Annotated in this window: 14 protein-coding genes; 5 read left to right on the forward strand and 9 right to left on the reverse strand. The window is 73.2% G+C overall.

Translation table 11 applies throughout. From position 1 onward, the window contains the following. Positions 1 to 189: 189 nt before the first annotated feature. From sdhC to AC4H2G_RS14060, 4 genes are all read left to right on the forward strand, one after another. Positions 190 to 573, forward strand: coding sequence for a succinate dehydrogenase, cytochrome b556 subunit (gene sdhC, locus AC4H2G_RS14045; RefSeq protein ID WP_494366341.1), 384 nt, complete (start codon positions 190 to 192; stop codon positions 571 to 573). Beyond that, entirely contained in the window at positions 573 to 1,031 is a 459-nt protein-coding gene (locus AC4H2G_RS14050; protein ID WP_494366342.1) for a succinate dehydrogenase hydrophobic membrane anchor subunit, read from the forward strand. The genes sdhC and AC4H2G_RS14050 overlap by 1 nt, the downstream gene beginning before the upstream one ends. A 77-nt stretch (positions 1,032 to 1,108) precedes the next feature. Continuing rightward, complete coding sequence (gene sdhA, locus AC4H2G_RS14055; protein WP_494366343.1) at positions 1,109 to 2,941, forward strand: succinate dehydrogenase flavoprotein subunit; 1,833 nt, start codon at positions 1,109 to 1,111, stop codon at positions 2,939 to 2,941. After that, complete coding sequence (locus AC4H2G_RS14060; protein WP_494366344.1) at positions 2,941 to 3,711, forward strand: succinate dehydrogenase iron-sulfur subunit; 771 nt, start codon at positions 2,941 to 2,943, stop codon at positions 3,709 to 3,711. The genes sdhA and AC4H2G_RS14060 overlap by 1 nt, the downstream gene beginning before the upstream one ends. 228 nt (positions 3,712 to 3,939) lie before the next feature. On the opposite strand, the gene AC4H2G_RS14065 is transcribed toward AC4H2G_RS14060, so the two are convergent. From AC4H2G_RS14065 to sigE, 7 genes are read right to left on the reverse strand one after another with little or no spacing between them, the layout of a single operon-like run. Then, positions 3,940 to 5,055, reverse strand: a complete 1,116-nt coding sequence (locus tag AC4H2G_RS14065; RefSeq protein ID WP_494366345.1) for a YihY/virulence factor BrkB family protein — start codon at positions 5,053 to 5,055, stop codon at positions 3,940 to 3,942. 9 nt (positions 5,056 to 5,064) lie between these two features. Further along, complete coding sequence (locus AC4H2G_RS14070) at positions 5,065 to 5,628, reverse strand: 2'-5' RNA ligase family protein (RefSeq protein WP_494366346.1); 564 nt, start codon at positions 5,626 to 5,628, stop codon at positions 5,065 to 5,067. Next, positions 5,625 to 6,725, reverse strand: a complete 1,101-nt coding sequence (trpS, locus tag AC4H2G_RS14075; RefSeq protein ID WP_494366347.1) for a tryptophan--tRNA ligase — start codon at positions 6,723 to 6,725, stop codon at positions 5,625 to 5,627. The genes AC4H2G_RS14070 and trpS overlap by 4 nt, the downstream gene beginning before the upstream one ends. A 53-nt stretch (positions 6,726 to 6,778) precedes the next feature. Continuing rightward, positions 6,779 to 7,120: a twin-arginine translocase TatA/TatE family subunit gene (locus AC4H2G_RS14080; RefSeq protein WP_494366348.1), complete on the reverse strand. Its 342-nt coding sequence runs from the start codon at positions 7,118 to 7,120 to the stop codon at positions 6,779 to 6,781. A gap of 9 nt (positions 7,121 to 7,129) precedes the next feature. After that, a complete protein-coding gene (locus tag AC4H2G_RS14085) occupies positions 7,130 to 8,611 on the reverse strand; it encodes a S1C family serine protease (RefSeq protein ID WP_494366349.1) in 1,482 nt (493 codons plus the stop codon). Beyond that, positions 8,608 to 9,534 carry a zf-HC2 domain-containing protein gene (locus AC4H2G_RS14090; RefSeq protein WP_494366350.1) on the reverse strand — a complete coding sequence of 309 codons (927 nt, stop codon included), beginning with the start codon at positions 9,532 to 9,534 and terminating at the stop codon, positions 8,608 to 8,610. The genes AC4H2G_RS14085 and AC4H2G_RS14090 overlap by 4 nt, the downstream gene beginning before the upstream one ends. After that, complete coding sequence (gene sigE / locus AC4H2G_RS14095; RefSeq protein ID WP_494366351.1) at positions 9,531 to 10,157, reverse strand: RNA polymerase sigma factor SigE; 627 nt, start codon at positions 10,155 to 10,157, stop codon at positions 9,531 to 9,533. The genes AC4H2G_RS14090 and sigE overlap by 4 nt, the downstream gene beginning before the upstream one ends. 293 nt (positions 10,158 to 10,450) lie before the next feature. Between sigE and AC4H2G_RS14100 the strand changes: the two genes are divergently transcribed. Continuing rightward, on the forward strand, positions 10,451 to 11,104 hold the full coding sequence (locus tag AC4H2G_RS14100) for an O-methyltransferase (RefSeq protein ID WP_494366463.1): 654 nt from the start codon (positions 10,451 to 10,453) through the stop codon (positions 11,102 to 11,104). A 34-nt stretch (positions 11,105 to 11,138) separates the two neighbouring features. Here AC4H2G_RS14100 and AC4H2G_RS14105 read toward each other — a convergent pair whose 3' ends face one another. Continuing rightward, positions 11,139 to 12,809 carry a leucyl aminopeptidase family protein gene (locus AC4H2G_RS14105; protein ID WP_494366352.1) on the reverse strand — a complete coding sequence of 557 codons (1,671 nt, stop codon included), beginning with the start codon at positions 12,807 to 12,809 and terminating at the stop codon, positions 11,139 to 11,141. Beyond that, the gene (locus tag AC4H2G_RS14110; RefSeq protein WP_069387794.1) at positions 12,810 to 12,977 is read right to left on the reverse strand and encodes a DUF3117 domain-containing protein; all 168 of its coding nucleotides are present in this window, start codon (positions 12,975 to 12,977) and stop codon (positions 12,810 to 12,812) included. Positions 12,978 to 13,034: the final 57 nt, after the last annotated feature.

Consider the following 13,034-nt stretch of genomic DNA (forward strand, 5'->3'; position numbering starts at 1 on the left):
TCAGTCACAAACACCCCGCGCGAGGCCCTCGCACAGCCCTCGGCGGTCCGCATCATGACGCCGATGTCACTATGGTGGAAGCCCAGAGACTGATGCCGACGAGGGCTCTCCGCGTTCCGGGACCGTGGTCCCGACCGCACCGGGTCCGCCCGGCATCTCCCCCTGATCTCGCCACAGGAGGCCCCCAAAGTGCCCAGTGCACCTGCTGGCACGCTGTACCGCGGCCGTGAAGGCATGTGGTCGTGGGTCGCGCACCGCGTGACCGGCGTGCTCATCTTCTTCTTCCTCCTCGTCCACGTGCTCGACACGGCGCTGGTACGAGTCTCGCCCGAGGCGTACAACGCCGTCATCGGCACCTACCAGACGCCGATCATGGGACTGGGCGAGGTCGGCCTCGTGGCCGCGATCGTCTTCCACGCGTTCAACGGGATCCGGATCATCCTCGTCGACTTCTGGGCCAAGGGCCCGCGGTACCAGCGCACGATGCTGTGGATCGTCGTCGGCCTGTTCGTCGTGACGATGGCGGGCTTCCTCCCGCGTCATCTCATGAACGTCTTCGGAGGGGGGCACTGATGGCCGCCGCACCCACGGTGGAGGTCGCCGCGCCGCGCGACCCGTACAAGCGCCACAAGGCCACGCGCAGCAACTACGAGCTGTACAGCTGGATCTTCATGCGCGCCTCGGGCGTCGTCCTGATCGTCCTCATCTTCGGCCACCTCTTCGTCAACCTCATGGTCGGCGAGGGCGTGCACGCGATCGACTTCGGCTTCGTCGCTGGCAAGTGGGCGTCGCCGTTCTGGCAGATCTGGGACCTGCTCATGCTGTGGCTCGCGATGTTCCACGGCACGAACGGCGTGCGCACGATCATCAACGACTACGCGGAGCGCGACGGCACCCGCCTCGTCCTCAAGCTCGCGCTGTACCTCGCCTTCACGATCGTCACGGTGCTCGGCACCCTCGTGATCTTCACCTTCGAGCCGTGCCCCGCGAACGCGCCGGCCGAGCTGCTCGCCTCGTTCTGCTTCGACTGACGCCCGCAGGACGCCACGCCCCCACCCCCGCCGTCCGCGGCACCACCTCAGCTCTCTCCCAGGAGGCATCGGAACCGATGCAAACCCATCAGTACGACGTCGTCATCGTCGGCGCCGGCGGCGCCGGGATGCGCGCGGCGCTGGAGTCGTCCGGCAAGGTCCGCACCGCCGTCATCTCCAAGCTCTACCCGACGCGCTCCCACACGGGCGCGGCGCAGGGCGGCATGTGCGCCGCGCTCGCGAACGTCGAGGAGGACAACTGGGAGTGGCACACGTTCGACACGGTCAAGGGCGGCGACTACCTCGTCGACCAGGACGCCGCGGAGATCATGGCGAAGGAGGCCATCGACGCGGTCCTCGACCTCGAGCGCATGGGCCTGCCGTTCAACCGCACGCCCGAGGGCCGCATCGACCAGCGCCGCTTCGGCGGGCACACGCGCAACCACGGCGAGGCCGCGGTCCGCCGCTCGTGCTACGCCGCGGACCGCACCGGGCACATGATCCTCCAGACGCTCTACCAGCAGTGCGTCAAGCAGGACGTCGAGTTCTTCAACGAGTTCTACGTGCTCGACCTCATCACCGACCACGACCTGGCGGCCAGCGAGGTACCCGACGGCGAGACGGTCACCGCGACCGGCGTCGTCGCCTACGACCTCGCGACCGGCGAGATCCACGTCTTCCAGGCGAAGGCGATCATCTTCGCGACCGGCGGCGCGGGCAAGATCTTCAAGACGACCTCCAACGCCCACACGCTCACGGGCGACGGCATGGCCCTCGCCTACCGGCGCGGCCTGCCGCTCGAGGACATGGAGTTCTTCCAGTTCCACCCGACGGGTCTCGCGGGGCTCGGCATCCTGCTGTCGGAGGCCGCGCGCGGCGAGGGCGGCATCCTGCGCAACTCCGACGGCGAGCGCTTCATGGAGCGGTACGCCCCGACGATCAAGGATCTCGCGCCGCGCGACATCGTCGCCCGCTCGATGGCGAACGAGGTCCGCGAGGGCCGCGGTGCCGGGCCGAACAAGGACTACGTCCTGCTCGACCTCACCCACCTCGAGCCCGCGCACATCGATGCGAAGCTCCCGGACATCACCGAGTTCGCGCGGACCTACCTCGGCATCGAGCCGTACACGGAGCCCGTGCCGGTCTACCCCACCGCGCACTACGCGATGGGCGGCATCCCGACGAACGTCGACGCCGAGGTGCTCCACGACAGCAGCCACGTCGTCAAGGGCCTGTACGCCGCCGGTGAGGTCGCGTGCGTGAGCGTCCACGGCTCGAACCGCCTCGGCACCAACTCGCTGCTCGACATCAACGTCTTCGGCAAGCGCGCCGGGCGCACGGCCGCCGCCTACGCGGCCACCGCGCAGTACTCCGAGCTTCCCGAGAACCCCGCCGCGGCCGTCATCGCGCAGCTCGAGGAGATGCGCAACCGTCCCGACGGCGAGCGGGTCGCCGAGGTCCGCAAGGCCCTCCAGGAGACGATGGACGCGAACGCCCAGGTGTTCCGGACGGGCGAGTCGCTCGACCAGGCGCTGGCCGACATCCGCGACCTGCAGAAGCGGTACAAGAACGTCTCCGTGCAGGACAAGGGCCGGATGTTCAACACCGACCTGCTCGAGGCCATCGAGCTCGGCTTCCTGCTCGACATCGCCGAGGTCACCGTCGTCGCGGCCATCAACCGCAAGGAGTCGCGCGGCGGCCACTACCGCGAGGACTACCCGAACCGGGACGACGCCAACTACATGCTGCACACGATGGCGTACCGCCGTCCCACGTCCGCCGGTGACACGGCGGACGGACACGTCGCCGACTACTTCGACCACGTCGAGGCGTTCGACGGCTACAAGGTCGTCCTGGGCTCGAAGCCCGTCACCCAGACCCGGTACGAGCCCATGGAGCGGAAGTACTGATGACTGCCACACTCGAGAGCCCGGCCGCGTCCGAGGCCAAGGCCGGGGAGATCCCCTCGTTCGAGGTCACGCTCCGGATCCGCCGCTACTCGCCCGAGTCCGCGCACGGCGACGAGGCGTACTGGGACGAGTTCACCGTCCTCGCGCACGGCACCGACCGCGTGCTCGACGCGCTGCACAAGATCAAGTGGGAGCACGACGGCTCGCTCACCTTCCGCCGCTCGTGCGCGCACGGCGTGTGCGGCTCCGACGCGGTGCGCATCAACGGCCGCAACCGCCTCGCGTGCAAGACGCTCCTCAAGGACGTCAACCCCGACAAGCCCATCACGGTCGAGCCCATCAAGGGCCTGCCCGTGGTCAAGGATCTCGTCGTCGACATGGAGCCGTTCTTCGCCTCCTACCGCGAGATCATGCCGTTCCTCATCACGTCGGGGAACGAGCCGAGCAAGGAGCGCCTGCAGTCCGCCGAGCAGCGCGAGCGCTTCGACGACACCACGAAGTGCATCCTGTGCGCCGCGTGCACCTCGTCGTGCCCCGTGTTCTGGACGGACGGCCAGTACTTCGGCCCGGCCGCGATCGTCAACGCGCACCGGTTCATCTTCGACAGCCGCGACGAGGGCGCCACGCAGCGCCTCGAGATCCTCAACGACAAGGAGGGCGTGTGGCGCTGCCGCACGACCTTCAACTGCACCGAGGCGTGCCCGCGCGGCATCGAGGTCACGAAGGCGATCCAGGAGGTCAAGCGCGCGATGATCACGCGCGCCTTCTGAGCCGGCTCCCGCTGCACGCGTCTCACCCTGGCACGGGGTGGGGGTGCTGCTGCCCGGTCTACCCGCGACGCTCGTTCCTCGCGTCGCCTGCCAGACCCACCACGAACGGGCAGCAGCACCCCCACCCCTTCGTCGTCCCACCTCGTGCGGACGGTCCGCTCGACAGCGGCCGTCGGCGACATCGCTCACCGCTGAGCGTGCGATGCGGCAGAGGTCCCGCGCGACGGCTCAGGTGTCGCGGGCGAGGCGGCCCTTGCGGACGCCGCGGACGACGGGGCTCCAGGGCCTGCCCCGGCCGTGGCCCGCGCGGACCTGATCCTCCGGCACGGCCGCGCTGTCCGTGCGGACGTGGCGGCCCGCGGCCGTCGTGGCGCCGTCGAGCACCGGGAGCTCGGGGCGGCCGTCGCGGGCGTGACGAGGACCGCCCGGCTCCGGCTCGGGGACGCGCGGCGGGTCGGCCATCCAGGCGCACACCGCGAGCAGGATCCGGGCCATGAAGTTCACGAGCAGCAACAGGGTCACGAGGACGGCGAACGACGCGAGCAGGGCGTTGCGGCTCGCGCTGCCCGCGACGAACGACGACCCGAGGTAGCGCAGGCCCCCGAAGGCCGTGGCAGCCGTGAGCGAGCCGACGACGAGGTCGCGCCGCCGCACGTCCACGCCCGCCAGCAGCACGACGACGAGCACGACGACGACCGCGTCGATCAGCAGGCTCACGAGCACGCCGGCGACGGACACGAGCACGGCGGCGCCTCCCGAGAGGCCGAGCGCCGCCATGAGGTGGTTGCCGAGCGTCGTGACGGCGACCGCCGCCGTGGCCGACACGAGGATCAGGACGGCGAGGAGGACGAAGCCGAGGAAGGCGCGCACGCGGGCGAGCACCGGGCTCTGCCCCACGTCGCTCACGCCGAACATCGTGCGCACCGCTCCCCGCAGGTGGTACATGAACGAGACCGCGGAGAAGAGCAGGACGACCCCGGCGACGACGCTCGTCACGCTCAGGCCCGAGTCGAACAGCAGGTCGTCGGGGTCGATCGCCCCCGGCTTCCCGTCGACCGCGATGAGCCCGGGGACGAGGTCGTTGATCCACGCGAAGACCGCGTCCATGAGCTCCTGGCGTCCGCCGAGGACCTGCATGAAGATCGTGTACCCGATCGTGAGCGCCGCGAAGAGCGAGAACAGCGCGGAGTACGCGATGCCGCCGCACAGCAGAGCGCCGCGGGAGTAGAGGTAGCGGTACGTCGCGCGACCGGGACGGCTGTCCTTCCACCACTCCTCGAGGGCCGTCGCACGGGCCGCGACACGCTGGATCGTCGTCGGCGCGGGGCGGTCCTGCGTGGTCACGCCCTGAGACTACGAGGGGTCCGCGGGCCGGGCATCCCCGGTCAGGTGGAAGAGCTGCCGAGGCCGCCACACGGCGTCGTCACCGTGCTCGTAGAGGTGGAAGCCGTCCACCGCGAACCGCGCCTCGTAGGCCGCCATCTCGTCGAACGCGCGGTCGAGGGCCAGGTCGTCCACCTCGTGCGCCACCGTGACGTGCGGGTGGTAGTTGAAGCGCAGCTCCTGCTCGAGAGGTCCGCTGCGCACGACGCTCTCCAGGTGCTCGCACTCGGCGATGCCCTCGACGACCTGGACGAACACGACCGGTGAGACCGGGCGGAAGGTCGCGCTCCCCCGCAGGTGGATCCGGAACGGCGCCGCCCCGGCCGCGACGCGAGCGAGGTGCTCGGCGACGCCGTCGAGCTGTTCCGGGTCGAGCACCGTCGGTCCCAGGAGCGTGACGTGCGGGGGGATCAGCGCGGCGAGAGGATCCCCGAACCGTGCCCGTGCCGCCTGCAGCTCGGGGCCGAACGGCGCGGGGACCTCGATCGCGATGCCGACCCGCACCTGCGAGGGCCCGCGTTCCGGGAGGTTCACGCGGTCGTCCCCCCGGCGGGGACGAGGCCGACCCGGTCGTAGACCCGTGCGAGCGTCCCCGCGGCGATCTCGCGAGCCTTCTGCGCGCCGCGCGCGAGGACCGCGTCGAGCTCGGCCGGGTCCGCGAGGTACGTGTTCGCCCGCTCCTGGAACGGCGTGAGGAACTCGACGACGACGTCGGCCAGGTCCACCTTGAGGTGCCCGTACCCGCGGCCGTCGTACTCGGCGGCGATCGCCTCGACGTCGCGGCCGGTGAGCGCCGAGAAGATCGTCAGGAGGTTGGACACGCCCGGCTTGGCGGCCGGGTCGTAGCGGATCTCGTTCTCGGAGTCCGTCGCGGCCGACCGGATGCGCTTGGCCGCGACCTTCGGGTCCTCGAGCAGCCAGATGACGCCCTTGCCGTTCGACGAGGACTTGCTCATCTTCGCGGTCGGCTCCTGGAGGTCGTAGATCTTCGCGACCGACCGCACGATGTGGGGCTCGGGGACCACCGCGGTGCCGTCGCCGAACCGCGCGTTGAGGCGCTCCGCGAGGTTGCGGGCGAGCTCGAGGTGCTGGCGCTGGTCCTCGCCGACGGGCACGAGCGCCGCGTCGTACAGGAGGATGTCCGCCGCCATCAGCACCGGGTAGGTGAAGAGCCCGACCGTCGTGCCCTCGGCGCCCTGCTTCGCGGACTTGTCCTTGAACTGCGTCATCCGCCCGGCCTCGCCGAAGCCCGTCTGGCACGAGAGCACCCACGACAGCTCCGCGTGCTGCGGGACGTGCGACTGGACGAACAGCGCGGAGCGGTCCGGGTCGACGCCGCCGGCGAGGTACTGGGCCGCAGTGCGGCGCGTGCGCTCGCGCAGCCGCGCCGGGTCCGGGTTCACCGTGAGGGCGTGGAGGTCGACGACGCAGTACAGCGCGTCGTAGGAGTCCTGCAGCGCGACCCACTGCGTCAGCGCGCCGATGTAGTTGCCGAGCTGGAGCGAGTCCTCGGTGGGCTGCATCCCGGACAGGATCCGGGGAGCGGTCCCCGGCGGTTTCGTCCCGGTCTGCGACGACGCGGTCCTCGCCGTCGTCCGTGCCGTTCCGGTCTCGGTCACCTCGATGGACATTTGCCCATTCTGACAGGTCGACGGGCGCCGACCGAATTCGCGCCCGACCGCGGTCAGGTCGCCTCGTCGTCGAACGGTGCGGGCCCCACCGGTGCCGTCGGCGCAGGCGGAGGCGGCGGCTGGACGCGTGTCGGGACCGGGTCGTCGTCGAGCAGCGCCTCGCGCACGATACGGCGCGGGTCGTACTGGCGCGGGTCCAGCTTCGACCAGTCGACGTCGCCGATCTCCTCGCCGATCTCGGCGTCGACCCGGGCCTTGGCGTCCCGCAGGTAGCCGCGTGCCGAGCGCACGAACCCGCCGAGCTGCTCGGCGTACCGGGGCAGCCGTTCGGGACCGATGATGATCACCGCGACGACGAGGAGCACGACGAACTCGGCTCCGTTGATCCCGAACACGGCGTCAGACTACTCGCTCGTCGCCTCGTCGAGGACGACGCGCACGTCGCGCTCCTGCCCGTCCGCCCGCACCCGCAGCGTCACGGCGTCCCTCGGGGCCTTCGCGCGGATCGCGACGATGAGCTCGTCGGACTCCGTGACGGGGCGCCCGTCGATCGACAGGATGACGTCGCCGGGGCGGATCCCCGCGGCGTCCGCGGGGCCGTCGGGCGTCACCGCCTGCTGGCCCTGCTGGGCGTCGGTGGAGACCTGGACGCCCTCGCCCTGGTACCGCTGGTCGAGCAGCACCCCGATGACCGGGTACGTCGCGACGCCGTCGGCGATGAGCTGCTCCGCGGTCCGCCGCGCCTGGTTGGACGGGATCGCGAAGCCCAGACCGATGCTCCCCGTCGCCGCCATGGCCCCCGGGGGCTGCGCGATGGCCGAGTTGATCCCGACGACCTCGCCCTGGCCGTTGACGAGCGGCCCCCCGGAGTTGCCGGGGTTGATCGCCGCGTCCGTCTGGATGGCGTTGATGAACGCCGTCTGGGCCGACTCGCCCGCCTGGACGGGCCGGTTCAACGCGCTCACGATGCCCGTCGTGACGGTGCCGTTGAGCCCGAGCGGAGCACCGACCGCGACGACCGGGTCTCCGACGACCACGCCGTCCGAGTCCCCCAGCGCGAGCGGCGTCAGGCCGGAGTCCTCGACCTTGACGACCGCGAGGTCGTACTCGACCGTCCGACCCACCAGCTCTGCCGTGCTCTGATGACCGTCGGCGAAGAGCACGACGACCTCTCCGCCCTCCGCGGCCCCGGCGACGACGTGGTTGTTCGTGAGGATGTACCCGTCCTCCGTGAGCACGAAGCCGGACCCCGTCGCGACGCCGTCACCGCCGCGCACCTGGAGCGAGACGACGCTGGGCAGCACGGTCGCGGCGATGTCCGCCACGGAGCCGGGCGGGCGCTCCACGTCCGCCTCGACGCTGGCCGCGGGCAGCGTGATCACCCCGCGCTGCGAGGGTCCGTCGAGGAGGCGGTCCGCCGCCACCCCGCCGAGCGCTCCTGCGACGAGCGCCAGCACGACGAGGCTCACGACGCTCCCCGTGCCGAGCCGCCGTCGCCGTCCCGCGACGACGGGCGGCGCGACGAGCGTCGGGTCCACCGACGGCCGGCCGGCATCGGGACGGCCGCCCACCGGCGAGGACGCCGAGGGTTCGCCGAACGAGCGCAACGGGTCCCACGGGTCCGGTGCGGGGGCACCCGCGGGCTCCGGACCGGGCGCGGCGGGACCGCGCGCCCCGGGCGCGGACGTGTCCGTCCGGGACGGAGGCGGAGGCACCGGGACCGCGGTGGGCGCGACGCGGGCGACCGACCGGTACGCCGACGGCGGCGCGAACGGGTTGTGCGGTGCCTGTGGTGCCTGCGGTGCCTGTGCCTCTGGTGCCTGCGACGGCTCGTCCGGACGCTGCGGGGCGTCCCCGCCGGGCCAGGATGCAGCGGGTTCGGTCATGAGGTGCCGAGCGCTCCTGTCATGGTCGTCCAGCCCCGGGAGATGCGCGCCGGGACCCCGGCATCGTAGTCGCGGGCGGGGAACGCCGCCACGAGATCGGCCAGCACCTCGTCCTCGGTGTCCGCGACGACGTCGATCACCGTGTCGCCGGACTGCCAGACCAGGTGCCACGGTTCCTCGGACAGCACGTGCACGCGGCGACCGTCGACGTCCCAGGTGTCCAGGCCGGCGAGCGCCGCCTCGTCGAGGAGACCGACCTGCTCACGGACGACGACCTCGCCCGTCGGGGTGGCGAGGTCGATCTCGAGGACCTGGCGGGCCGCGTCCTCACGCACGGCGGCCACCGTGACGCCGTCCGGGAGCTCGGTGGGCCCGGCCCAGCCGCGGGCCGCGAGCGAGGACAGACCCGTGTCGGCGCCGGCGGACACCGGGCCCGTCCCTGCCGCGGTGATGCGCGGGGCGGCCTGCGCCAGCACCGTCAGGGGGTCGGACCGGTGCAGCTCCGGGGTGACGACCGGGCTCTCGCCGAGGGCGAACAGGCCGACGGCCACGACCCCGGCGCCCCCGGCGAGCACCATCGCGACCCGCCGACGGAGCACCCCGCCCCGCAGCTCGCCGCTCCATGCGCCGGCCGGCAGGACCGGGCGCTGCGCCCAGGGGTCGGCGGCCACCGGGGCGCGACGCAGCGGGTCCTGGTCGCTCGGGGGGATCTGGGCCGACAGGGCGAGCAGGCGCGCGGTGAGGTCGGGCGCCGGCTCGACGGGGGCGGCGGCGCTCAGCGCACGACGCGCGGCCCGGGCTGCGGCGAGCTCGTCGGCGCACCGGGTGCACCCGGCGACGTGGCCGAGGGCACGCTCGGACTCGGCCGGGGAGAGCTGGCCGTCGACGAGCGCGGAGAGCCGCGAGCCCAGGTGGGACGTCACGCCACCTCCTGGGCGGTGCGCACGGCCCGCTCGTCGGGGGCGGAGGACTCCGGCCGGTCGTGCGGGTCGCGGTGCGGGAGCGCCGCCCGCAGCTGCGCGCGTGCCCGGTGGATCCGGGAGCGGACCGTCCCGAGCTTGATCCCGAGCGTCAGCGCGATCTCCTCGTAGGACAGCCCCTCGATGTCGCACAGCACGACGGCCGCGCGGTACTCGGGGCTCAGGGCGTCGAGCGCGCGCTGGACGTCGTGGTCGAGGTTCGCGTGCTCGAAGCCCCGCTCGGGCTGGGCGAGCTCCCCGCGGGCCGGGTAGTGCGAGTCGTCGTCGCCCATGGCCTCCATGCGGATGCGCTGCTTGCGGCGGACCTGGTCGAGGAAGAGGTTCGTGGTGATCCGGTGGAGCCAGCCCTCGAACGTTCCCGGCGTGTAGCTCGACAGCGAGCGGAACACCCGGACGAACGTCTCCTGGGTGAGGTCCTCGGCGTCGTGCCGGTTCCCGGTGAGGCGGTAGGCGAGCCGGAACACGCGGGCCGAGTGCTCGCGGACGATGGCGTCCCAGGTCGGAGGCACCCACGCCGCCGCGCCCTCCGGTCCGCTCGCCGGGGTCGTGGGTCGTCTGTCGCTCACACCGTCCATCGTCCCAGAAGAACGCCCGGTGCCCGGTCGGTGTTCCCGCTCCCCGACCGGACCCGCGCCGCACGTCCACGCCACGTGCACACGCGCGCCGACCCGTCCCGGCGCGTCCCGGCGTGTCCCCCGCACCTCACCTGGCGCGCACCAGGCACCGGACGGGGCGTCGTCCCGGGCCTCGTGGGCGATCGCGGGTACGATCCGAGGCAGGGCGCGCTCCGCGCCCGTCCCGCGCCCACCCCGTGCCCCTCGGGTGCGGGGACGCAGGGCTCGAGCACGCGGAGGCTTCGATCAGCAACGACGTCGGCACCAACCGCAGCGCCAAGGCGGCCAGCTGGGTGTACACCGAGGACTTCGTCCCGGAGGACGAGGTCCTCCTGCGCGCCCGCGACCGCGCCGCCGAGCTCGGCTGCCCGGCCATCCTGCCCGGCGCCGGGGCGGTCCTGCGCGTCCTCGCCGCAGCGCTCGGGGCACGTTCCGTGGTGGAGATCGGCACGGGCACGGGCGTCGCGTCGCTCTGGCTGCTGCGCGGCATGCCCGCGGACGGCGTCCTCACGACGATCGACGTCGAGGTCGAGCACCAGCGCGCCGCGAAGGAGGCCTTCGCCGAGGAAGGGCTGCCGCCGGCACGCACCCGGACGATCCCCGGCCGGGCGAGCGACGTCCTGCCTCGTCTCACCGACGGCGCGTACGACCTCGTCCTCGTCGGGGCCGACAAGCACAGCTACCCCGAGTTCGTCGAGCAGGGCCTGCGCCTGCTGCGGCCCGGCGGGGTCCTGGCCGTCGACGGCGCCCTCGCCCACGACCGCGTCGCCGACCCGGCGCGACGCGACGAGGTCACCACGATCGTGCGCGAGGTCGGGCGCACGCTGCGTGCCGACGACCGCGTGCTCCCGGCGCTCCTGCCGAGCGGAGACGGCCTCCTGCTCGCCGTGCGCCGCTGAGCACCGGTCGAACGACCCGAACGACCCGAACGAATCAGAGCCGGTCCAGCGCTGCCAGGAGCAGCCGTGCCCCGTAGCCGGTCGCGCCCTCGGTGACCTCGTGGCGGTCGGACGTCGCCCGTGCCGGTCCCGCGATGTCGAGGTGCGCCCACGGCAGGTCCCCGACGAACTCGCGCAGGAACAGCGCGGCCGTGATCGACCCACCCCCGGGGCTCTCGAGGGGGACGTGGCGCAGGTCCGCGACCTCGGACCGCAAGGCCTGCGCGTAGTCCGCGACGAGCGGCATGCGCCACACGCGCTCCCCGGTGACGGCCGCGGCATCCTCGATCGCGCCGGCGAGCGCGTCGTCGGTCGCGTAGAGCGCGCCGTGGCCGCGTCCGAGGCCGAGGGTCGCGGCGCCGGTGAGCGTCGCGACGTCCACGAGCACGTCCGGCGCGAGCTCGGCGAGCGCATACGCGAGCGCGTCCGCGAGGACCAGCCGACCCTCGGCGTCGGTGTTCGCGACCTCGACCGTGCGCCCGGAGTAGGTGCGCAGCACGTCCCCCGGCCGGTACGAGGCCGCGCCGACGTGGTTCTCCGCGAGGGGCAGGACCGCCGTCACCCGGCGCCCGGAGCGCGTCTCCGCAGCGCCGAGCACGACGGCGAGCGCCACCGCCGCTCCCGCCATGTCGGTCTTCATCGGCACCATGGCCTCGCGCGGCTTGATCGAGAGGCCGCCCGTGTCGAAGGTGATCCCCTTGCCGACGACCACGACGTGACGAGGCGCGTCCGAGCCGTCCGGGTCGACCCCGTGGTCGCGCGGGTCGTACGTCACCGTCACGAGCCGTGGCTCGCGCGCCGAGCCGGCGCCCACGGCCAGGATCGCGCCGAAGCCCTCGGACGCGAGCTCGCCCGCGCCGCGGACCCGGACGTCCAGCCCGTGCTCCTCCGCGATCGAGCGGGCCTGCTCCGCGAGCCACGCCGGGTCCTTGACGTCGGCCGGCGTGTTCGCGAGGTCCCGGGCGAGCCAGGTGGCGCGCGCGGCGCGCCGGGCGGCCTCGATCGCCGGCTCCGGGTCGTGGCTCGTCGCGGCGGAGAGCAGCACGAGCTGCTCGGCTGGCGCCTCCGCGCCGCGCCGTGCGGCGGTCCCGTCCGCCGCGATCCGTCCCGGCGCCGCGGGAGCCGCCGGCCCGGTGCGACGCGGCTGCCGGTAGGCGGCGAGCAGGTAGCCCTCGACGAACGCGCGCACGCCGTCCGGGTCCGCCTCGGACGTCACCGCGCTCACGACGCGCTCGAGCCCGCGGACCGAGCGGGCGAGCGCCGCGCCGGCGCGGCGCAGCGCGGCGGCGTCACCGGACCCGACCCCCAGGAGGACGAGCCGCGTCGGCAGCCCGGCCCACGGCAGCCGTCCGGCCGACCCCACGTGGGCACGCGGCAGGTCGACGCGCACGATGTCGCCGGCCCGGCCCTCGAACGAGGGACCGCCCGAGCGCTCGGCCAGCTCCGCGAGGTCGACGCCGTACCGCACGGCGGCGTCGACCGTGCCCGCGCGGGGCTGCAGACCGTCCCCCGGCTCCCGGGCGGGAGCCACCGCGACGACGAGCGCCGCGACGTCGTCGTCCACGAGGAGCGGCGACTCGCGCACGGTCCCCCGGACCGCCACCACGTCGGGCAGCGGTCGCGGGATCCCGGCCGCGGACGTCACGGCGCGGTCACGAGCCGCCAATCAGCCCACCACGGCCTGGAGCGCGTCGCCGAGCTCGCTCGCCTCGGTCGCGTTGAGCTCCACGACGAGCCGCCCACCACCCTCGAGCGGGACGCGCATGACGATGCCTCGCCCTTCCTTGGTGACCTCCAGCGGGCCGTCACCCGTCCGCGGCTTCATCGCAGCCATTGGTGGCTCTCCATTCCGTAGTCCCGGGTTCACCCCGCGTGCGCGGGGAGGGGCGCC

Source organism: Cellulosimicrobium sp. BMG9.23 (assembly GCF_059159985.1).